Source organism: Gracilibacillus sp. D59 (assembly GCF_052246695.1).
Taxonomy (GTDB): Bacteria; Bacillota; Bacilli; order Bacillales; family Amphibacillaceae; genus Gracilibacillus.
On record NZ_JBQQCK010000002.1, the window covers coordinates 436,329 to 456,669 of the forward strand.

General features: G+C 36.8%; 21 protein-coding genes. 16 read left to right on the forward strand and 5 right to left on the reverse strand.

Annotation, left to right across the window (positions count from 1 at the left end):
* Window positions 1–199: 199 nt before the first annotated feature.
* Both treC and treR read left to right on the forward strand, forming a co-directional pair.
* Entirely contained in the window at window positions 200–1,882 is a 1,683-nt protein-coding gene (gene treC / locus ACTWP4_RS05290) for an alpha,alpha-phosphotrehalase (RefSeq protein ID WP_443127713.1), read from the forward strand.
* A 16-nt stretch (window positions 1,883–1,898) separates the two neighbouring features.
* Window positions 1,899–2,612 carry a trehalose operon repressor gene (treR, locus tag ACTWP4_RS05295; protein WP_443127714.1) on the forward strand — a complete coding sequence of 238 codons (714 nt, stop codon included), beginning with the start codon at window positions 1,899–1,901 and terminating at the stop codon, window positions 2,610–2,612.
* Between the two features lie 161 nt (window positions 2,613–2,773).
* Here the strand turns inward: treR and ACTWP4_RS05300 are convergent, their stop codons facing one another.
* From ACTWP4_RS05300 to ACTWP4_RS05310, 3 genes are all read right to left on the reverse strand, one after another.
* Window positions 2,774–3,022, reverse strand: coding sequence for a hypothetical protein (locus ACTWP4_RS05300; protein WP_443127715.1), 249 nt, complete (start codon window positions 3,020–3,022; stop codon window positions 2,774–2,776).
* Window positions 3,023–3,124: 102 nt separating this feature from the next.
* Window positions 3,125–3,958 (reverse strand): DUF2268 domain-containing protein, encoded by an 834-nt coding sequence (locus tag ACTWP4_RS05305; RefSeq protein WP_443127716.1) that lies wholly within the window; start codon window positions 3,956–3,958, stop codon window positions 3,125–3,127.
* Window positions 3,939–4,652 carry a class I SAM-dependent methyltransferase gene (locus tag ACTWP4_RS05310; RefSeq protein ID WP_443127717.1) on the reverse strand — a complete coding sequence of 238 codons (714 nt, stop codon included), beginning with the start codon at window positions 4,650–4,652 and terminating at the stop codon, window positions 3,939–3,941. The genes ACTWP4_RS05305 and ACTWP4_RS05310 overlap by 20 nt, the downstream gene beginning before the upstream one ends.
* Before the next feature lie 142 nt (window positions 4,653–4,794).
* On the opposite strand from ACTWP4_RS05310, the gene ACTWP4_RS05315 reads away from it, so the two are divergent.
* From ACTWP4_RS05315 to ACTWP4_RS05325, 3 genes are all read left to right on the forward strand, one after another.
* The gene (locus tag ACTWP4_RS05315) at window positions 4,795–5,292 is read left to right on the forward strand and encodes an Lrp/AsnC family transcriptional regulator (protein WP_443127718.1); all 498 of its coding nucleotides are present in this window, start codon (window positions 4,795–4,797) and stop codon (window positions 5,290–5,292) included.
* On the forward strand, window positions 5,289–6,458 hold the full coding sequence (locus tag ACTWP4_RS05320; protein WP_443127719.1) for an aminotransferase: 1,170 nt from the start codon (window positions 5,289–5,291) through the stop codon (window positions 6,456–6,458). Before ACTWP4_RS05315 ends, ACTWP4_RS05320 begins: the two co-directional genes overlap by 4 nt.
* Before the next feature lie 134 nt (window positions 6,459–6,592).
* Window positions 6,593–7,753, forward strand: coding sequence for a family 43 glycosylhydrolase (locus ACTWP4_RS05325; RefSeq protein ID WP_443127720.1), 1,161 nt, complete (start codon window positions 6,593–6,595; stop codon window positions 7,751–7,753).
* Window positions 7,754–8,102: 349 nt separating this feature from the next.
* On the opposite strand, the gene ACTWP4_RS05330 is transcribed toward ACTWP4_RS05325, so the two are convergent.
* Window positions 8,103–8,390, reverse strand: a complete 288-nt coding sequence (locus ACTWP4_RS05330; protein WP_443127721.1) for a HesB/YadR/YfhF family protein — start codon at window positions 8,388–8,390, stop codon at window positions 8,103–8,105.
* A gap of 178 nt (window positions 8,391–8,568) precedes the next feature.
* Between ACTWP4_RS05330 and ACTWP4_RS05335 the strand changes: the two genes are divergently transcribed.
* Entirely contained in the window at window positions 8,569–8,895 is a 327-nt protein-coding gene (locus tag ACTWP4_RS05335; protein ID WP_443127722.1) for a MerR family transcriptional regulator, read from the forward strand.
* 52 nt (window positions 8,896–8,947) lie between these two features.
* Here ACTWP4_RS05335 and fbpA read toward each other — a convergent pair whose 3' ends face one another.
* The gene (gene fbpA, locus ACTWP4_RS05340) at window positions 8,948–9,172 is read right to left on the reverse strand and encodes a Fur-regulated basic protein FbpA (protein WP_443127723.1); all 225 of its coding nucleotides are present in this window, start codon (window positions 9,170–9,172) and stop codon (window positions 8,948–8,950) included.
* A 320-nt stretch (window positions 9,173–9,492) separates the two neighbouring features.
* Here fbpA and ACTWP4_RS05345 point away from each other — a divergent pair, with 320 nt between their 5' ends.
* From ACTWP4_RS05345 to ACTWP4_RS05390, 10 genes are all read left to right on the forward strand, one after another.
* The gene (locus ACTWP4_RS05345) at window positions 9,493–10,305 is read left to right on the forward strand and encodes a glycosyltransferase family 2 protein (protein ID WP_443127724.1); all 813 of its coding nucleotides are present in this window, start codon (window positions 9,493–9,495) and stop codon (window positions 10,303–10,305) included.
* Between the two features lie 11 nt (window positions 10,306–10,316).
* The gene (locus ACTWP4_RS05350) at window positions 10,317–11,651 is read left to right on the forward strand and encodes an MATE family efflux transporter (protein WP_443127725.1); all 1,335 of its coding nucleotides are present in this window, start codon (window positions 10,317–10,319) and stop codon (window positions 11,649–11,651) included.
* A gap of 124 nt (window positions 11,652–11,775) precedes the next feature.
* The gene (locus ACTWP4_RS05355; RefSeq protein WP_443127726.1) at window positions 11,776–12,759 is read left to right on the forward strand and encodes a Gfo/Idh/MocA family protein; all 984 of its coding nucleotides are present in this window, start codon (window positions 11,776–11,778) and stop codon (window positions 12,757–12,759) included.
* Between the two features lie 64 nt (window positions 12,760–12,823).
* Window positions 12,824–13,588 (forward strand): CAP domain-containing protein, encoded by a 765-nt coding sequence (locus ACTWP4_RS05360; RefSeq protein WP_443127727.1) that lies wholly within the window; start codon window positions 12,824–12,826, stop codon window positions 13,586–13,588.
* A gap of 383 nt (window positions 13,589–13,971) precedes the next feature.
* Window positions 13,972–15,129: an IS256 family transposase gene (locus tag ACTWP4_RS05365; RefSeq protein WP_443127728.1), complete on the forward strand. Its 1,158-nt coding sequence runs from the start codon at window positions 13,972–13,974 to the stop codon at window positions 15,127–15,129.
* A gap of 559 nt (window positions 15,130–15,688) precedes the next feature.
* Window positions 15,689–16,840 (forward strand): MFS transporter, encoded by a 1,152-nt coding sequence (locus tag ACTWP4_RS05370; protein WP_443127729.1) that lies wholly within the window; start codon window positions 15,689–15,691, stop codon window positions 16,838–16,840.
* A gap of 21 nt (window positions 16,841–16,861) precedes the next feature.
* Window positions 16,862–17,767, forward strand: coding sequence for an AEC family transporter (locus tag ACTWP4_RS05375; protein ID WP_443127730.1), 906 nt, complete (start codon window positions 16,862–16,864; stop codon window positions 17,765–17,767).
* Between the two features lie 146 nt (window positions 17,768–17,913).
* Entirely contained in the window at window positions 17,914–18,726 is an 813-nt protein-coding gene (locus ACTWP4_RS05380; RefSeq protein WP_443127731.1) for a basic amino acid ABC transporter substrate-binding protein, read from the forward strand.
* 153 nt (window positions 18,727–18,879) lie between these two features.
* Window positions 18,880–19,536 (forward strand): amino acid ABC transporter permease, encoded by a 657-nt coding sequence (locus ACTWP4_RS05385; protein ID WP_443127732.1) that lies wholly within the window; start codon window positions 18,880–18,882, stop codon window positions 19,534–19,536.
* Window positions 19,533–20,255: an amino acid ABC transporter ATP-binding protein gene (locus tag ACTWP4_RS05390; protein WP_443127733.1), complete on the forward strand. Its 723-nt coding sequence runs from the start codon at window positions 19,533–19,535 to the stop codon at window positions 20,253–20,255. Before ACTWP4_RS05385 ends, ACTWP4_RS05390 begins: the two co-directional genes overlap by 4 nt.
* Window positions 20,256–20,341: the final 86 nt, after the last annotated feature.

Consider the following 20,341-nt stretch of genomic DNA (forward strand, 5'->3'; position numbering starts at 1 on the left):
ATAGTGCTAATTGAAGCCGAAATGAACCAATTAAGGGATTCGATGTCCGCAAACATGGAAAAACAGGTGATTATCATTCAAATAACGCACTAAATGTCCGCGCAACTCGAATTAGGATTTGGCGCTCTTTATGCATATTCGAAAATCAGAAGCTGATACAATAAAAATTTCATCACAGATCAACAGGAGGGTGTAATAGATGGAAGAGAATTGGTGGCAAAAATCTGTTGTCTATCAGATATATCCAAGAAGTTTTAATGATACGACAGGAAATGGTGTTGGGGATATCCAAGGCATTATTGAAAAACTGGATTATCTAAAAAAATTAGGTGTTGATGTTATTTGGTTGACCCCTATTTACGCATCTCCACAAAAAGACAATGGATACGATATATCTGACTACTATTCCATTCATCCTGAATACGGCTCAATGGAAGACTTTGAAAAATTATTAGATGAAGCTCACCATCGTGAAATGAAAATTATCATGGATATTGTAGTCAACCATACTTCTACAGAGCATCAATGGTTTAAAGAAGCAAGTCGTTCAAAAGATAATCCATATCGGAATTATTATATTTGGAAAGAAGGCGAGGAAGATACCCCTCCAACTAATTGGCAATCGAAATTCGGTGGTTCTGCCTGGGCATTTGATGAAGAAACCGGCCAATACTATTTGCATCTATTTGACGTCACACAAGCAGACCTGAATTGGGAGAATGAAGCAGTACGAGACGATGTTTATCAAATGATGAATCATTGGCTAGATAAAGGGGTAGACGGTTTTCGTTTAGATGTTATCAATCTAATTTCAAAGGATCAACGTTTTCCTGATGATGATGGCAGTGTGCCTCCAGGAGATGGGAGAAAATTTTATACAGACGGCCCAAGAGTGCATGAATTTATACATGAAATGAATCAACAGGTTTTTAAGAATCGTGAAACGATGACTGTGGGGGAAATGTCTTCCACAACGATGGATGATTGTATTCAATATTCCAATCCTAAGAGTCAAGAGTTAGATATGACTTTCAATTTTCATCATTTAAAAGTCGATTATCCCAATGGTGAAAAATGGACAAAAGCACCATTTGATTTTTTAGAGTTAAAGCAAATCCTCTCCAAATGGCAAGTAGGAATGCAACAAGGTGGAGGTTGGAATGCATTGTTCTGGTGTAATCATGATCAGCCAAGAATTGTGTCGCGATTCGGTGATGATCAACATTATCACAATGAATCTGCGAAAATGTTAGCAACAACGATTCATCTGATGCAAGGGACACCTTATATTTATCAAGGTGAAGAGTTTGGTATGACAAACCCTGGATTTGATAGTATTGAACAATACCGTGATGTAGAATCGATTAATATGTATAACATAAAAAAAGAGGAAGGTATGTCGGAAGTAGACATCATGGCGATCCTGAAAGAGAAATCGCGTGATAATTCCCGGACACCAGTTCAATGGAGTTCTAGGGAAAATGCGGGATTTACAGAAGGGAAACCATGGATAGACCTACCTGATAATTTCACGACGATTAATGCTGAACAAGCTATTGCTGATAAATCATCTATTTTTTATCATTATCAAACATTAATTCAAATGAGAAAAGAGTATCAGGTAATTACAGATGGAAGTTATCGACTAATTTTACCAGATGATCTTGCTATTTTTGCCTATTTACGAGAAAATGATCATGAAAGTATGCTAGTAGTAAACAATTTTTATGCTGAAGAAGTGACGTTAGAATTACCGGAAAAAGTGAAAGAGCAATTTGAAAGTGGAGAGGTTATTCTTTCTAATTACTCGCAACCACCAACTCAATTGGACAATGTCACAATGCGTCCTTATGAATCATTTGTTTACTATATTAAGTTATAGATGGGGATAAATTGGAATGCGAAATAAATATTTAGTGATTTATCAGGAAATGGTTCAACAAATTGAAAAGGGAAAATTTAAAGCCAATCAATTTTTGCCTTCTGAGAACGAACTGACAGATAAATACGAAACGTCCAGAGAAACAATAAGAAAAGCCTTGAACCTGTTAGCACAAAATGGCTATATACAAAAAATTAGAGGAAAAGGTTCGATGGTAATTGATCGCAGTAAATTTGATTTCCCTGTTTCGGGGCTTGTCAGTTTTAAAGAGTTAGCAGATAAAATGGGGGAAAAGCCGGTAACTTCGGTACATCGGTGTCAGCTTATTAAACCTACCCATTATCTCAAAGATCAATTAAAATTAAAGGGCAAGAATCAGGTGTGGGAAGTGATTCGTTCCCGAGAATTCTCTGGGCAAAGTATTATATTAGATAAAGATTATCTGGTGGAAAAATATGTTCCCTATATGTCAGTAGATATTGCGAAAAAATCGATATATGCTTATCTAGAGGATGAATTAGGTCTGGTAATTAGTTTTGCCAAGAAAGAAATTGTTGTGGAAGAGCCAACAGAAGAGGATCGGGATTTATTAGATTTAGAAGGATTTCATAATATTGTAGTCATCAAAAATTATGTATATTTAGATGATGCTAGCCTCTTTCAATATACGGAATCAAGGCACCGTCCAGATAAGTTTCGATTTGTTGACTTTGCAAGACGAAACCATTAAGAGTTTTGTCTTTTCAGTTTTGTTTTGGGTACCACAAGTATAGAAATCCAAGGCTTTTCGGATAGATTCCTGAAAGCCTTGGATTTCTCATGTCAGTTGTATTCTTATAAGACACTTGTTTTACCCTTTGTAAAGCAATTGCAGCAGCAATGGAAAAATCATTACCAAAAGAAAAATGGTAGAAATGCGATCGTTGCGATAGCACCGAGTGCAATACCAATACCTAGTCCCCTGCCATATCCCCAAAAACCATAGCCGTATCCACCAATTCCTCGTTGGGCATCAAGTGGGTCTATAAAAACCTTAGAAGGATTGACTCGCCTAATAATACCTCTATGGACTGCCCCGTCGTGTGTAACAATCTTTACGGGACGACCTACGTTTTGACAGCAAAAATCATAATGTGACATCATGAACCCCCTCTCTCCACATCAAGCAGTTCATTGCGTAACTACTAATAGAGTATGCAAGAAAGAGATAATATTGTGGTCACCTGTTCGTCGGCATTTACACTAATTATTTTCGGTTAGCAAATCAACTTCTTGCAAAATTTGCTGATTCGGAGCGTACAATAATGTGGTTATCGAGATATTTTGTTTTGTCATATAACGTTGAACAATGTTGTAACCGATAATATAACCGATATTTTTAGGCACACCATGTAGTCCGTACATAATCATATCGTGTTTAGGATGATCTCTATTCAATTGTTGCAATGGTGCAATCCATGTTTTCCATAAATCCTTTAATACTTCATCTGTTACCTTTTCTACTCTTTTATTTCCATGAGCGGCTCCCACTTTTTTTCGTACGATCCATTCAGCGATGCCTTCTAAAATAATTGCGTCTAATAAGGTGTACTCCATTTCTTTCTTTGGGAAATGATTAAGCCTGCAAATATGGCTGTATTCATGAAGGAATAAAGCAACGATTTCTCTGTTTTTAGCATTCTTTTGTAAGAATAAGAACAGCTTGTCAGGGTAACTTAAACCTGCGTTACTGTTATACCATTCTCTCAGTTCCTTGATTTCTTCATTAGAAGGAAAAATAAATATATCAGGTTTTGGTCCATTCCACGCGTTTTTACATTTTTTATAAATGCTGTTCACCTTAGATAAATAGTTTTGTTGTAACCATTGTTGTGCGTCTTTTTTATTTATATTCGATGAAAATATACCATGGCGTAATAAGTGTTCTTGAATTGCTTCAGTTGGGATATCTTCAAAATAATCGGCTAATGGTTCAAAGATGATGGATTGATGTAAAAGATGTTGCTCATCGCGGTCTTTGTCATTTTTTTTATCAATAAATCTCTTAAGCCACTTATCAGTAGCATGTATGGTCATGGTTATCTCCTCGCTTTTTAGCTATAAATAAGTAAGTATGAAGATCATTAGCACATTCAGCGTTTAACTGGTAATGTACTTTTAATGTTTGCAGCATATCAATGGACAGATGTTGAGGTAGTGTGACTGGGGTTTGTCTCTCTTTCTCGACTCTTTCTACATAGACGGTTTCATATCCATTGTCTAATAACAGTTTCAACCAGTCTTCTTTTGATAATAATTGCGGTGATTGATAAAATGTTTTCACTTTTTCTTCTTTAATATGAGGTAATGTATGGGGTTTTGCCATTTCTAATAGGATGATTTGTCCATTCGATTTAAGTAAGTTTGTAAGTTTCGGGAGGCTGTGATTGATAGAAGTAAAAGCTAATACGGATTCGGATATGATCAGGTCGAAAAAATGATGTCTAAATAAAAGATCATCTATTCTTTGTTGCATGATTTCTAGGTGGTGCAGGTGTTTTGTTTTGGACTTAGCATTTGCTACCATGTCGGGAGAACTGTCGATACCATACAAAAATGCATCTGTTTGATCTCTTAATTTTTGGAGAGTTTCGCCTGTTCCACAGCCTACTTCTAATACATGCTTCAAATTTTTCGGTATTTGTTTTACCCATCTTTCTGTTGCTGTTGTTCCTCCGGGATGTGTATAGCCAATACCTAGTTGTGTTATGAGTTCATGATAACTAGCCATGTGTATCATTCCTTCCGTGGTTCCGAAGTTTTCCATATATATGGTTTATATTTGGGATTAATTGTAGTATGATTAAATATTAGTAAGAATAAATAACAAGTTGTATATAGTGTATACACAACATCTAAAGAAGGTGAATGGATTGGAACAAAAAGAGATTGAATTATTGAAATTATTAGAAAAAAATGGCCGAATGGATAATGAAACTATTAGTAAAATGTTAGATGTACCTCCTGTTGAAGTGGACGAAATGATAAAAAACTTAGAAGAGGAACACACTATTCTTGGTTATTCCACACTTGTAGATTGGTCTAATGTCTATGAGTATGAGGGAGTAGCAGCTTTAATAGATGTTAAGGTAACACCAGTGAGAGGTGTTGGTTTCGATAAAATCGCTTCCAGAATCTATCGTTTTCCGGAAGTGAAGGCTGTTTATTTGATGTCAGGTGCTTATGATTTAAGTGTGTCTGTAGAAGGAAAAACAATGATGGAAGTTAGTCGTTTTGTATCGGATAAGTTGTCTACGTTAGATACCGTGCTTTCTACTACGACTCATTTCATTCTGAAGAAATACAAGCATGATGGTATCATTTTTGATGAAGGTGACGATGAAGACAAACGCATTATGGTGACGCCATGAGTAATTCATACTTAGCAAATCATGTAAAAGAATTACAGCCATCTGGTATTCGCAAGTTTTTTGATCTTGCTTCTCAAATGGATAATGTTATCTCACTTGGGGTTGGTGAACCGGATTTTGTAACACCATGGAATGTAATAGAAGCGAGTTATCATTCTTTGGAGCAAGGGTATACTGCATATACAGCTAATGCAGGATTAATCGAATTAAGAGAAGAGATCAGTAAATATCTGACGGATACATTTTCTATTTCCTATAATCCAGAAGATCAAATTTTAGTAACAGTAGGTGCCAGTCAGGCGATTGATTTAGCTTTACGAGCGATTGTTGATTCTGGTGATGAAGTGATTGTTGTTGAGCCGTGCTTTGTTTCGTATAGTCCAGCTATTTCGCTGGCAGGTGGTGTTCCTATCTCAGTAAGTGCTACCGCAGATAATGAGTTTAAAGTTACCCCAGAACAAATCGAAGCAGCGATAACGTCCAGAACAAAGGCGATTGTTTTGTGCAGCCCGAATAATCCGACTGGAGCAGTGTTAAGTAAGGAAGAATTAGACGGAATAGCGCAAGTTGTACGAAAACATGATTTACTTGTTCTGTCTGATGAAATTTACGCAGAACTGGCTTATGATGAAGCTGCATCTAGTATCGCATCTGTTGATGGTATGAAAGAACATACGATTGTGATTTCTGGATTTTCAAAATCTTTTGCGATGACAGGCTGGCGACTCGGTTATGCTGCAGGCCCTGTGGCTATTATGCAAGCTATGACAAAAATTCATCAATATACGATGATGTGTGCGCCTACTATGGCACAACATGGCGCGTTGGAAGCGTTGCGCCACGGAAATGAAAGTGTCAGAGAAATGAAAACTAGCTATCGCCAACGTCGTAATTTTGTTGTGAAAGCATTAAATGATATGGGATTATCATGCCATTTGCCCGGAGGTGCCTTTTATGTATTTCCATCTATCAAAGAAACCGGTTATAGCTCTGAGGAATTTGCACAAAAATTATTAGAAGAAGAAAGAGTTGCCGTAGTACCAGGTCATGTTTTTGGTGAAAGTGGAGAGGGATATATCCGCTGTTCTTACGCTACTTCCATTAAACAATTAGATGAAGCTATGAAAAGAATGGATCGGTTTGTTAAACATAATAGTGAAATATAAAAACCAACAGCGTAATATACTGTTGGTTTTTATTTGTTCGATTGTTTTAGTAGCTTTAAAATTAACTATTTAGTTGTAAGTACAAGTTGACTCGTTTATAATAGAAATTAATGAAGATGGAAAGGATGTCAAAGATGGATGTTAAGCGTATACACGATGTGGAAATAGATGTTGCTAAGGGCGAAGACATTCGATTGCCGGAACGAGTGCATGTAGATCTGAATGATAACATTACCGCAGAGTTTAATGTAAACTGGGATGCTATTGATAAAAATGAACTTTTAGATAAAGGATGTATTGAGGTTAAAGGCAAGATAGAACATAAAGATTATCCTAAACCTTTTATTGAACAGCGAGCAGATCCATATTTATATAAGCATACAGATGGTTACTATTATTTCACCGGTTCTTACCCGTTGTATGACCGTGTTGTCTTAAGAAGAGCGAAAACTATAGATGAATTACCACAAGCAGAGGAGAAAGTGATCTGGTGGAAGCATGAATCAGGTATAATGTCTGAGCATATTTGGGCACCAGAGATCCATTTTATTGATGGGAAATGGTATGTTCATGTTGCAGCTGGGGACAAAGACGATGTTTGGGCAATTCGTCCGTATGTCCTTGAATGTGATGCAGCAAACCCATTAGAAGGTGAATGGGTAGAGAAAGGCCAGATTAATACAGAATTTCAAAGTTTCTCTTTAGATGCGACAACATTTGAACATCAAGGTAAACGTTATCTGGTGTGGGCGCAAAAGGTGAATAATGATACAATTTCAAATCTTTATATTGCTGAAATGGAGAATCCATGGACGATAAAGAAACAAGTTCTTTTATCTACTCCAGAATACGATTGGGAAGTAATTGGTTTTGATGTCAATGAAGGTCCAGCTATGATTAAGAATGAGAAGAAGATTTTCATAGGTTTTTCAGCGAGTGCGACAGATGAGAACTATGCAATGGGACTATTACATGCTGATGTAAATAGTGATTTATTAGATCCAAACTCTTGGGCGAAAGAGAAGGATCCGGTGCTTGTTTCTAGTGATAACACGAGCGAGTATGGTCCGGGACATAATAGTTTCAGTGTTGATGAAGATGGTTATGAGCTTCTTGTCTACCACGCTCGCCCATATAAAGGGTTTAATACAGAGAATCCATTATACGATCACAATCGACATGCGCGAATTCAGCGTCTGTTTTGGACAAAAGACGGTTTCCCATACTTCGGAGAACCAGGTTATCAATTAGATTTTTCTAACCATAAAGCAAAAGCGAAGATTACGTTGAAATAATAAGAAGACCGAGTGTTGAAAGGTTAGCACTCGGTTTTTGTTGTTATGCAGGAAAAACGTAACCTTTATAGCGAGATTTTCTCCAGTTTCCTTGGATTCGCTCTGGTAAGGTATTTCTGTGGGGAGCGCTTTTGCCTCATTACTCTAGGTCTTCGGAAGCATGCAAACGGGCGTGTGCTAAGATACGAAAAACTGCGCCTCTCTCGGACAAGAAAGTCGCAAAAATCAAAAGAACTGTCTTTATTTAACAAGGATTGTGAAATTTAACAACACGAACAAAGATAAGTCATAGAAATGGGACATTTCCCCTGCTCTCCGTACTAATTAGAGTGCAGTGAAATGTCCCGGTTTATTCAATGATATATTCGATTTCGTCGTATTTTCTTGAGTATTTGATATGGAAGTTTTTTTGATCGAAGTACCAGATATCGGATTCTTCGACAAAGAAACGAATGCCTTCTTCCGTTACTTCTGCTCCAGGGTTGTTGGGTTCCGCTTTCTCCAACGCCAGGGAAAAACCTTTATGAACACCACCGAATCCGCCATATCTGGCAAGGAAGCGGATGGCGTCTCCTTCTGCTAAATCTAATTCTTTTATAAACCATTTTGCTGCTGGTTTTGTAATCGACATGTCCATTGCTGTTCATCCTCCTCACTTCTATACTAACGAAAATGTGATGGGGAAGCTAGTAGTAGCAATTGTAAGATAATTACTGTCAGATTATCTAACAAAACTTTGTGCAACACCAGGTAATCATTGTATACTTTTAATAAGGTCAGGTTACAACGGTAAACGTTAATAGGTGGTGTATTGCATGGCAGAAAGTCCTTCCTATAAAGAGCGAAAAGTTATAACCATTGGTGTCGTAAGTGAATTAACGGGTTTATCAGAACGTCAAATTCGTTATTATGAAGAGAGAAAACTAGTATATCCTGAACGTTCCCCGAAAGGAAATCGAAAATATTCTTTTGCAGATGTGGAATTGTTAATTGATATTGCGAATAAGCGGGAAGAAGGCGTTCAAACTTATGAAATCAGACAAGATATGATCAGGGAAGAGAAGAAGAAGGAAAAAAGAATGCGCAAGCAACTACTGCGCGGGGAAATCAACGCACGATTTGGTATCCAAAAAGAAAGATAAACAAGGCTTGGCTTATTACCAAGTACTCGTTTTGTATAAAAGAAAGAGAAGCCTAATGGAAATCTGGCTTCTCTTCTTTTTTTACAGGATTATAACGAGTGAATTTTAAGGCGTTTTGTTTTTCAAATTCCCGACAAAATTTTTCATAGTCATTGACAATTTCGCTAATAGGTTTGTCGTAGAGCTCTTGATCATTTTTATCCACAATACCCTTGGCCATCAACTGTTGAATCAGGTACACTTTCTGTTTTTCAACTGCTTCCCGTAAAAAAGCCATTTAACCAGCCTCCTATTTTATTTAAGTCATAAACATTTGCAATTTAAGAAAAGTATTGCCAATTTTGTTATATGTTATACGAAAAAGGATCATGTCATTTTATTCGAATTGTGTCAGAATTGTAAAAGGTTTGAAATGTAAAATGTGAATGGAATGGTTTCGCTGAAATTATAAATTGATATATAATTAATTTGAATAGTAAAGGTGATAGAATGTTGAAGTAGAGTATGTCTTTACTATATGCCACAATTTTAACTTTGTCATGGCTAATGTCAACAAAGTTTACATACTTTTAATGAATTTTATGAAGGAGTTTACAAATGTCTAAGCCAAACGTGTCAATTATCATTACAACCTATAATCGCCGAATAGCACTGGCAGAGCTGTTAGCTGCTCTTGTCGAGCAAACATATCAAGAATTTGAAGTCATCATTATTAATGACGCAGGGGAAAAAATCAATGATATATCAGCTTTATATCCTGAATTAGATATAACCATCCTCGATTTACCGGAAAATCGTTATCACGTATATGCAAGAAATAAAGGGATTGAGAAAGCAGCTGGGGAGTTGATTATGTTAATGGATGATGATGATCTTCCATTACCTACACATTTAGAAATGATGGTTAAGCATATTGTGGATGCTGATCTCGTTTATTCTGATGTGGAGATTGTTAATTATCAGGAGACAAGTGAAAAAAGAATTCCAATTAATTATCAATTATTTGCTTATCATTATGACGTCGATGCGATGAGAAGGTTTTCCACTTATGTACCGTCCGGAAGTGTTTATCGTAAATCGCTACATAAGGAAATTGGTCTTTTCGATGAAAGTGTTCGTAACTATTGGGATTGGGACTTCTTTTTACGGGTAGTAGAAAAACACCGAGTTAAAAGAGTACCAATCGCAAGTGTTTTGTACGAGTTTTCAGAGACAGGAGATAATCAATCAAAGAAATTAGATAACATGCGTTATTATTTGGATCGGCTTAGTGTGAAACATCAATTAGGAAACTTGCCTACCAAAAACTTTTATTTATTATTAGAAGAACCCGATGTGAAGAAAAGGAAGGCCCCAAGTGATCGGATTTGGGATGGTGTGACAATGCCTGAATCAAGACTTGGAATGTAGGAGGATTTTTCTTGAGTAGACACCGTGATTTTACCAGTGGGAATATATGGATGGATTTGTTTTATTTTTCTTCTCCCATTATGTTGGCCCAACTTTTGCAGGTCTCGTATCAGTTTATTGACAGCTTGTGGGTAGGGAATCTGATTGGAGCAAATGCTTTAGGTGCAGTAAATATTTCAGGTACAGTTATTTTTACTGTACTATCCTTTATTATCGGTATTAATAATACAACATTAACTGTTCTATCCCAACAAAAAGGGAAGGGAAATGAAGAAGGCGTAAAAACGTATGTGAATGCCTTTGTCGTGACGTTATCAATTTTAGCGATTGTCATGGGTATATTGGGCTTTATACTTGCTAGGCCAATATTGTTATTGCTAGGAACACCAGAAGCCATGATGCCGGAAGCGATGACCTACTTACGCATTAATGCGATAGGAATACTTTTTTTAGTAGGCTATAACTTTATTAGTACGGCATTACGTGCTGTAGGAGACAGTAAAACACCACTGTTATTCGTAGCGATCGCCGTCGTGCTAAATATTGGGCTTGACCCATTATTTATTTCTGTTCTCGACCTTGGTGTACAAGGAGCAGCGATCGCGACGATATTATCACAAGGTTTTTCTTTCATTTATGGTGTTATTTTTGTAATCAGAAAGAAAATCATACCGTTGAAATGGCCGACATTACCATTATGGTCAGAAGTAAAGTTGATTTTAAATCTCGGCATTCCATCCGGTTTGCAAATGGCGGTAATTTCTGCAGGTGCAGCAGCTATAATGAGTGTTGTTACAGCGCATGGGGAAGCTGCTGTTGCAGGTTATAGTGCTGCCCAACGTTTAGATAGTCTGTTCTTATTGCCGGCACATGCATTAGGAGCAACGGTTAATAGTATGGCTGGTCAAAACATTGGTGTAGGAAAGTGGAACCGAGTAAAGCAGATCGCTACATACGGTGTTGTTTACAATACCGTAATTATGCTGCTGTTTGCCGGATTAATTGTATTATTTGCAGAGTTTGGCATAAGTTTATTTATCCAGGAAGAAGCAGCGGTTCAGTTTGGTGCTAAATATTTAATGATTATCGCCTTCTTTTACCCATTTTTGGGGATTAATTTCGTCCTGAACGGGATTGTCAGAGCTTCAGGAGCGATGTACCAAGTATTAGTTTTAAACTTGCTATCATTTTGGGCGCTTCGTTATCCGTTAGCCTATTTATTTTCCGAAATAATGGGGGAAGATGGAATTGGATACGGAATTGGTGTAAGCTTTATGTTAAGTAGTGTTATTGCGTTTTTATATTATCGCTTCGGAAAATGGCGAGACAAACGTATCTTTTCCTAGTGATAGTTCCCCCGAAAAGGGAGGATACCTGTAAAATGTAACCGTTTTATCTTTGGTGGACAATTACTGTGTGTGGGTGATAGATAACACACGCTAATTATTTTTTTAGAAGGAGTGAATGTGGATGATCCGAGTTGGCTTTATTGGTACTGGTGGTTTTACGAAGCATCATGTTGAGATCTTACAGGAGATTGAAAATGTCAAAGTGGTAGGTTTTGTTGGATCAAGTCAGGAAAAAGCTGAGCATTTTGCTGAAAAGTATTATGAAACGACAGGTTATCAGAATTTAGAAACAATGCTTGCTCATGAACAATTAGACGCCGTATATATTTGTGTCCCTCCAATGGCACATGAAAATTATGAAGAAATCTTGATGGAACATGACATCCCCTTTTTAGTAGAAAAACCATTAGGAGTCGATGAAAATAAAGTACGTCAAGTAAGGCAAAAAGTAATCGAAAAAAATCACCTTACAGCGGTCGGTTACCATTTCCGTTATGCTGATACAGTGAAGAGGTTTCAGGAAATGCTGGAAGAAGCTGATATCGGGGCTGTTATGGCAAAATGGATGGGCTCCATGCCTGGTGTTTACTGGTGGAAAAACCAAGAGCAATCAGGTGGACAATTTAATGAACAAACTACACACCTAGTTGATTTAATTCGCTTTTTATTCGGTGAGGTTAAATCTGTTTATGCACAAGAGAGTAATGTGGTAACAGCTAAAAAAGACGCTTCCATAACTGTAGCAGATGTAGGATTATTCACGCTAACATTGGAAAACGGCTTGTTAGTTCAAATATCCAATACTTCCGTTTTACCTGGTGGGACAGGTGAAGTGGGCATTAAAGCTTATACCGATCAGGGGATTCTTGACTGGCAAATGGGCCATATCGAGAGTAAAACTCCAGCAAAGTCAGAAAAATATATCGCAAGGCAAAATCCTTATAAGAAGGAAAATGAGGCATTTCTCCATGCTGTAAAAACAGGGGATCGTTCTAAAATCCTTTCCAGTTATGAGGATGGTTGGCATTCCTTTAAAATCGCATTAGCTGCACAAAAGTCGATTCGTGAAAAAAGAGTTGTAAATCTCAGTGAATTAGACGCATAAGATAAATATGTTAAGTACATAGTAAACCTACAGTGGCAAAAAAAAAATCCTTGAGGTGATTAATATGTACAAACATATGGTTTATTTATTCATGATTTTAATGATTGGTTTTATGGTAGGCTGTAACGAGTCTTCATTAGAACCGGAAGATCAAAATATTGAACCTGAGAATGTAAGTTTTGGCGGTCAAAATAATGGCGACAATCAACAACTAAATAGAGGAGACAACAACGAAGTTCCGGTTGATCCAGGGAGAGAGCAAAATATTTTTGAAGATGCTAACCCGGGAAAGTGGTTCCGTCAGTCAGATCAAAATTATGGAGCAAACCATCAGGAACAACAAACGACACCACAAAAAAAGCAGACAACTGAAGAGAATCAGCAAACTAAGCAGCAAAATGAGAATTATGTAGATCAAAAAGAAGAGCCGCAATCATTTGACAGAAATTCGTTAGATGGAATGAGACAAAAAGTGGTCGAGTTAACCAACAAGGCACGCAGAGAAAATGGTGCTAATGCTTTAAAGTTTGACCATGAATTAGGAAATGTAGCTCAGAAGAAATCAGAAGATATGTCAGAAAAAAATTATTTTTCCCATACTTCACCAACATATGGTTCTCCGTTTGATATGTTAAAACAGTTTGGCATTGACTATACGAAAGCTTCAGAAAATATTGCCGCTGGTCAAAAGACAGCAGAAGAAGTCGTACAAGCTTGGCTAGATAGTGAAGGACACCGTAAGAACTTGTTAGACCCGGAGGTTACTCATATCGGTGTCGGATATGACTCTAACGGAAACTATTGGACCCAACTTTTTATAAAGAAATAAATTATATAGGGATTAGCCTTTGATCGAGGCTAATCCTTTTTTGTAAGACAAGAAAGCATAAAATCAACGCGGATGTCTTCTACGCAAGCGTCCAGAAACTATGCGACTTAGCTTCATCACGTAAAATTGGAGGTGAACGATAAATGCATCAAGAGTGAGCAAAAATTTGTTGAATAAACCAAGATAATCGACAAATCCGATAAGGAAGAGCAAAGATTTGTTGAATAAACCAAGATAAACGACAAATCCAATAAGGGAGAGCAAAGATTTGTTGAATAAACGATTAAGGCCATATAATTGTGTAAAAAGGAAAAGTCATTCATGTATTCCTCATGATACAATGTTTTTAACCACAAAAACAAAAAGTCAAGGAGGAATAATGAATGACTCAACTACATTTTAACCTAAATATGGACGAATTAAAAGACGCTGTAATGAGCTCTGACCTTAATGCCCTTATGAAATCTGTATTAGTCATTATTCTTAATGAGTATATGGAAAAAGAACGAGATGATTTTATAGAAGTAGGTAAATATGAACGTTCCGACAACCGAAACGACTATCGAAATGGTTATTACGAGAGAGAATTACTAGTAAGCATAGGTAGACTCAAGTTACTCGTACCACGTACACGAAGTGGTGAATTCTCTACCTCTTTGTTTGAAAAGTATAAACGAAGTGACCAAGCCTTTGTGTTGAGTATGCTAGAAATGTTTATTAACGGTGTGTCGACAAGAAAAGTGAAGAACGTGGTCCAAGAGTTATGCGGAGAAACTGTCTCGAAATCATTTGTTTCCTCTTTAACAGTAAAAATAGACCCTGTTGTGCGACAATGGGCAGAACGTCCATTAAATGTGATGCATTATCCCTATATATTCGTAGATGCCCTATACACAAAAGTACGGGAAAATGATCGGGTGGTATCAAAAGCGATTTATATTGCTAGTGCTATCAATAAAGAAAAGAAAAGGGAAATTCTCGGCTTTTCCGTGGATCATCAGGAAAGTTATGAGAGTTGGAAGAAGTTCCTACAATCCTTATTAGATAGGGGATTGAATTCTCCGCGACTCGTCATTTCTGATGCCCATTCTGGATTAAAAAAAGCTGTTCAAGAAGTGTTTGTAGGCACAAGCTGGCAGCGTTGTACCGTTCACTTTTTAAGAAACCTGATGGATAAGTTACCAAAGCGTGATAGTGATGAGGCCAAAAAAGAACTAAAACAGATCTTTCGCATGGCAAAAAGGGAAGATGCTCGAGAACTCTATCAAGTATTTATGAAAAAATATAAAGGCTATACAAAATACCAAAAAGTCATCCAAACTTTGGACGAAGGCTTTGAAGATGCCATTCAATATATGAACGAACCAGAAGAATATCATCAATACATCCGGACCACGAATCATATAGAAAGAATTAATCGTGAAGTTCGCAGAAGAGAGAGCGTCATCCAGGTATTCCCTAATCACCAATCTGCTTATCGTTTAACTGGAGCTATTCTGATGGATTATCATGAACAATTACAAACAAAAACAAAGCTCTAATAGCCTGGAGAAAATGCGCAATTTAAAGAAGGGGGGAAGGGGATCCCCTTCCCCCCTTCTTTAAAATATAAAAACCTTTAAAATGAAATAATGGTTAATACTTGTATCATGAATTTACACATAAATACGGACTTGACAGAATAAACCAAGATAATCGACAAATCCAAAAAGGAAGAGCAAAGATTTGTTGAATAAACCAAGATAATCGACAAATCCAATAAGGAAGAACAAAGATTTGTTGAATAAACCAGTTTAATCAACAAAACCAATAAGGATAAACAATTCTATTACTATTTATTTTGAATTTCCTTTTTTGTGAATTTACTTTCTTCCATTCTTTCAAAAGCGAGTGCTGGCACTACTTCAGCTTGCGTGAGTTCCCGCTGGAGTCTCCCTATTCTGCATACAGTTTGCAGTATGTATCTAGTAAGAATATAACCGGTCGTGCAATGCCCGATTTCTCATCCCCTGAGAAAACGAATTCAAACTCCTTTCATTTAATTGTATTTCAATCTATAATAGAAGGCTATTAGTACATCTAGGGAAGGGAGCCATATTTTTGGCACGAGGAGAATCAACAATACCTTTAAAGATGCTCTTATTTTGTTTCCATGGAGCAAATACAATAATAGTTAGTTTCTTACCATTATACCTTCAGTTTAAAGGCTTAAGCGGAACGGAAATTGGTTGGGTAATGGCGATAGGACCATTTGTTGCAATTTTTTCGCAACCATTTTGGGGTTATATGAGTGACAAGTATCAAACCGTACAGAAAATTTTGATACTATGTTTGATAGGACTTATTATCAGTAGCGCATTCTTTTTACAAATGGGGACGTTACCGTTATTATTAACATTCGGAGCAACATTCTTTTTCTTCGCAGCTCCAATTGGTGCATTGGGAGATAGTTTATCACAAAGAAGAGCGGATCAGTTAGGGATATCTTTTGGTACGATTCGAACTTGGGGTTCGATAGGATTTGCCGCTTCTTCGTTGGCGGTAGGGGAAATTTTGTCACGTGCTGGTATTCAATTTATGGTGTGGCCGTACTTACTGTTAGCGGGTGCAGCATTTATAGTAAGTACTCGGTTAGTGGATGTAAAAGTGGAAACGCCACCTATTCAATTTAAAGATATTGGGTCATTAATAAAAACGAAACCTTATCTAATATTTCTTTTCATAATCGTGTTTATTACGATTTCCCACCGTGCCAATGATAGTTTTATTGGTATTTACATTGCTTCTCTTGGGGGATCAGAAGATATGATAGGTTTTGCTTGGTTTGCAGGAGTTGCAAGTGAGGCAATTGTTTTTGCGACTGCGGGATTATGGTTTCGTAAGTTCCACCCACTTATTTTTATTATCGGAGCAGGCCTACTCTATTCTATCCGTTGGTATTTCTATGCAACTTTCGATGATCCGATGTTAATTGTTGCATTACAATTTTTGCATGGTTTAACATTTGGTGTTTTTTACTTAACTGCCTTTGAGTATGTAACAAGACTAATACCAAAAATGTTACAATCAACAGGGCATTTAGTGTTTGCATCGACTTTCTTTGGCTTGTCCGGAATTATTGGCTCACTCGTGGGTGGGGTAATAATGGACAACCTTGGCGGATCTTACTTATATTTATTTATGGGGATTTTAACAACAGTAGGAAGCATGATGATGCTTGTATATCATTGGTTACCTTTTGGGAAATCTTAATTCAAAATCAGGTGATAAATCATGGAATTTATAGGAGTACTTATCCCGATATTCAGTATATTTGCGATTGGATATATCGGAATAAAATTTTTGCGTGTAGATATTAAGCCGATTTCAACGGTGACATTATACTTAATGTCGCCATTCTTAGCGTTTCGCACGTTTTATCAAAATGAATTAAATATGGATTATGTATATTTAGGTGCTTTTTTAATCATTTTATGTATGATCAGTTTGCTTTTTTGCTATGTTGCCGGCTATTTTCGAAAATGGGACCAGCCAGTTCAAAGTGGCTTTATCCTGGCTTCCGTGTTTATGAATAATGGGAATTACGGTGCACCACTTGTGTTATTAGTGTTTGGGGAAGAAGGATTCCACTATGCGATTATTTTAATGGTATTACAGACTTTAATTATGTGTACAATTGGCATTTATTTTGCGGCAAAAGGTGGTGCTTCTGGTCGCAGAGTCAAAATTTCTCCATTAAAAGATGTTGTCAAAGTACCTATTGTGTATGGTGCCCTTTTAGGAATTATCTTTAATCTAATTGGTTTTAATATTAATGAGCAAATGATGACGGCAATTGATATGGTATCCGATGCGACAATTCCGATAATAATGATCGTACTTGGTATGCAACTGGCGAAAATTAGACTTAGTGACTTGGAGTTCGGACGTGTCAGTTTAGCAGTTGTTTTTCGATTGGTACTGGCTCCGATTATTGCTTACTTTCTAACTCTGCCATTACCAGTGGATGAAATGGTGAAAGATATTCTGATACTAACTGCAGCCATGCCAACTGCTGCAAATACAACAATGTATGCATTACAATTTGGTTCTAGACCAGGATTTGTTTCAAGCGTGACGTTAATAACTACATTACTAAGTATCCTTACATTGCCATTACTCTTAATGATTCTATTATAAAAATATGTCATTATCTTAGTATAATTATTAAAAAATTCTGAATAATTTTAAATTTAGAATTTCTGACAAAAGTATTGAATTTACCGACTGAATACTATATGATAATCGTTATAAAATTGTATAAATACAAAATGGAGTGAATATTTATGAATAAATGGATGTTAAAAGGATTTGCTATTTTTTTGTTAGCAATTCTTGTAGCATGTGGTACAGATGACGGCTCAGATCAAGCGGAAGGGACGAATGGTTCAGATGATAAACCAACTCTTTCTGTTGTAACAGAGGCAGGATTTATGCCCTTTACCTACTTAGATAAAGGGGAAGTAGTTGGATTTGATATTGATTTATTAGCTGCTGTAATGGAAGAAGCAGGTTATGACTATAAATTAAAGAATGTAGGCTGGGATGCTATGTTACTTTCTGTAGAGGAAGGCGATGCTGATCTTGCTATTGCAGGAATAACAATGAATGAAGACCGTAAACAAACATATGATTTTTCTTCACCATATTTTGAATCCACGCATAAGGTAATTTTCCGTGAGGGAGAAGGTATTACTAGCGGAAAAGATATTAAAAATTTAAAAGTAGGCGTTCAAGCAGGTACAACTGGTGCAGAAGCAGTGGAAAAGATTTTAGGAAAAAATCATGAAAATATTTCAAAATATGATTCCAATACATTAGCATTAATGTCACTTCAATCTGGAGATGTTGATGCAGTAGTTACAGATAATGTTGTAGCGGATGAATATGTTGCCAATAATCCAGAAGCTAACATTGAAATGATTGAGGATCCTGATACGTTTGAGTCAGAATTCTACGGAATTATGTTCCCGAAAGGAAGCGAAATTCAGGAAGACATTAATAAAGCTCTTCAAACTGTAATCGATAATGGAACATATGCAAAAATCTATCAAGAATGGTTTGGAGTAGAACCAGACATAGAAGCGCTAAACCAATAAAACACTAATCAAAAAGCGTAGCGACCCGTTACGCTTTTCGTTTGTGTAGGAAGAAAAAAGTTATTGCCTGGGTAATAAAAGCGAATTACGTTTCCGCGAGGAATAAAAAAGGAAAACTGAAAGCAAAGTATAAGTAGGAAAGGAGTCAATAATATGGACTTTAGATTTGAAATTATCGTCGAGTACTTCCCATTTTTTATGAAAGGTATGGGTTTAACGGTCCTTATGTCAGTAGTCGGTGTCCTGATGGGTTGTATACTCGGTTTTTTTATTGCATTAGGGAAAATGTCCCCTATCCTGATAGTTCGTCTGCCATTTATTTGGTATATTAACTTTTTAAGAGGTACACCATTACTTGTGCAATTATTTTTATTTCATTATGCTGTTTTACCAGCTATACTTGGATCAACAACACCTGTAATTTCTGTTATGGTGACATTGTCACTTAACTCTTCGGCATATGTTGCAGAAATATTCCGTGCAGGGTTACAGTCAATTGACAAAGGTCAGGCGGAAGCGGCACATTCATTGGGGATGAACAAATTTCAAGTGATGCGTCACGTTCTCCTGCCACAAGCATTTAAACGTTCGATTCCGCCATTGGGCAACGAATTTATCGTATTACTGAAAGATTCGTCACTAGGTGCAATGATCGCAGCACAAGAAATATTATATTGGGGAAGAGCAGCCTCTGGACAATATTTAAGAGTATGGGAGCCATACTTAATGGTTGCTTTACTTTATTTAGTGTTAACACTTAGCTTAACGTACTTATTAAATTATCTAGAAAGAAGGTTAGATGTAAAATGATTTCTGTCAAACATTTAAAAAAATCCTTTGGTGATTTAGAAGTGCTGAAGGACATTAGTGTAGATATCGATCAACAAGAAGTTGTCGTTGTTATCGGGCCTTCTGGTTCAGGTAAATCAACGTTTCTGCGCTGTCTTAACTTAATTGAATCAGTAACAGATGGAACAGTATCAATTGATGGTGTGGAGTTAACCGATAAAAAAGTAGATATCAATAAACTAAGGGCAGAGGTTGGTATGGTATTTCAGCAATTTAACCTTTTTCCACATAAAAGCGTTTTGGAAAATATCACTTTACCGATTGTCACAGTGAAAAAGTGGAACAAGAAAGATGCTGAGAAAAAGGCGAAAGATCTCCTTCAAAAAGTAGGTCTATTAGATAAAGCAGACGTGTATCCAGAATCACTTTCAGGCGGTCAAAAGCAACGTGTTGCCATTGCGAGAGCTTTAGGTATGGAGCCGAAAGTGATGTTATTTGATGAGCCGACTTCTGCATTAGACCCAGAGATGGTTGGGGAAGTGCTAGGCGTTATGAAACAGCTAGCCGAAGAAGGGATGACGATGGTTGTCGTTACCCATGAAATGGGCTTTGCTAAGGAAGTAGGAGACCGGGTGATTTTTATGGATGAGGGTTACGTCGTAGAAGAAAAAGAACCAAAACAACTATTCGAAAACCCGCAACATGAACGAACAAAAGCATTCTTAAGTAAAGTATTATAATAGTAGTAAACCCATTTCGTTAGTTAATGAAATGGGTTTTTGTTTTAAATGTACTAAAACCATAAACTACGCAGCAACTTTTATGT

Coding starts and splice junctions, on each gene's coding strand:
- treC (WP_443127713.1), top strand. CDS start 200: ATGGAAGAGAATTGGTGGCAAAAATCTGTTGTCTATCAGATATATCCA.
- treR (WP_443127714.1), top strand. CDS start 1,899: ATGCGAAATAAATATTTAGTGATTTATCAGGAAATGGTTCAACAAATT.
- ACTWP4_RS05300 (WP_443127715.1), bottom strand. CDS start 3,022: ATGTCACATTATGATTTTTGCTGTCAAAACGTAGGTCGTCCCGTAAAG.
- ACTWP4_RS05305 (WP_443127716.1), bottom strand. CDS start 3,958: ATGACCATACATGCTACTGATAAGTGGCTTAAGAGATTTATTGATAAA.
- ACTWP4_RS05310 (WP_443127717.1), bottom strand. CDS start 4,652: ATGGCTAGTTATCATGAACTCATAACACAACTAGGTATTGGCTATACA.
- ACTWP4_RS05320 (WP_443127719.1), top strand. CDS start 5,289: ATGAGTAATTCATACTTAGCAAATCATGTAAAAGAATTACAGCCATCT.
- ACTWP4_RS05325 (WP_443127720.1), top strand. CDS start 6,593: ATGGATGTTAAGCGTATACACGATGTGGAAATAGATGTTGCTAAGGGC.
- ACTWP4_RS05330 (WP_443127721.1), bottom strand. CDS start 8,390: ATGGACATGTCGATTACAAAACCAGCAGCAAAATGGTTTATAAAAGAA.
- ACTWP4_RS05335 (WP_443127722.1), top strand. CDS start 8,569: ATGGCAGAAAGTCCTTCCTATAAAGAGCGAAAAGTTATAACCATTGGT.
- fbpA (WP_443127723.1), bottom strand. CDS start 9,172: ATGGCTTTTTTACGGGAAGCAGTTGAAAAACAGAAAGTGTACCTGATT.
- ACTWP4_RS05345 (WP_443127724.1), top strand. CDS start 9,493: ATGTCTAAGCCAAACGTGTCAATTATCATTACAACCTATAATCGCCGA.
- ACTWP4_RS05355 (WP_443127726.1), top strand. CDS start 11,776: ATGATCCGAGTTGGCTTTATTGGTACTGGTGGTTTTACGAAGCATCAT.
- ACTWP4_RS05360 (WP_443127727.1), top strand. CDS start 12,824: ATGTACAAACATATGGTTTATTTATTCATGATTTTAATGATTGGTTTT.
- ACTWP4_RS05365 (WP_443127728.1), top strand. CDS start 13,972: ATGACTCAACTACATTTTAACCTAAATATGGACGAATTAAAAGACGCT.
- ACTWP4_RS05375 (WP_443127730.1), top strand. CDS start 16,862: ATGGAATTTATAGGAGTACTTATCCCGATATTCAGTATATTTGCGATT.
- ACTWP4_RS05380 (WP_443127731.1), top strand. CDS start 17,914: ATGAATAAATGGATGTTAAAAGGATTTGCTATTTTTTTGTTAGCAATT.
- ACTWP4_RS05385 (WP_443127732.1), top strand. CDS start 18,880: ATGGACTTTAGATTTGAAATTATCGTCGAGTACTTCCCATTTTTTATG.
- ACTWP4_RS05390 (WP_443127733.1), top strand. CDS start 19,533: ATGATTTCTGTCAAACATTTAAAAAAATCCTTTGGTGATTTAGAAGTG.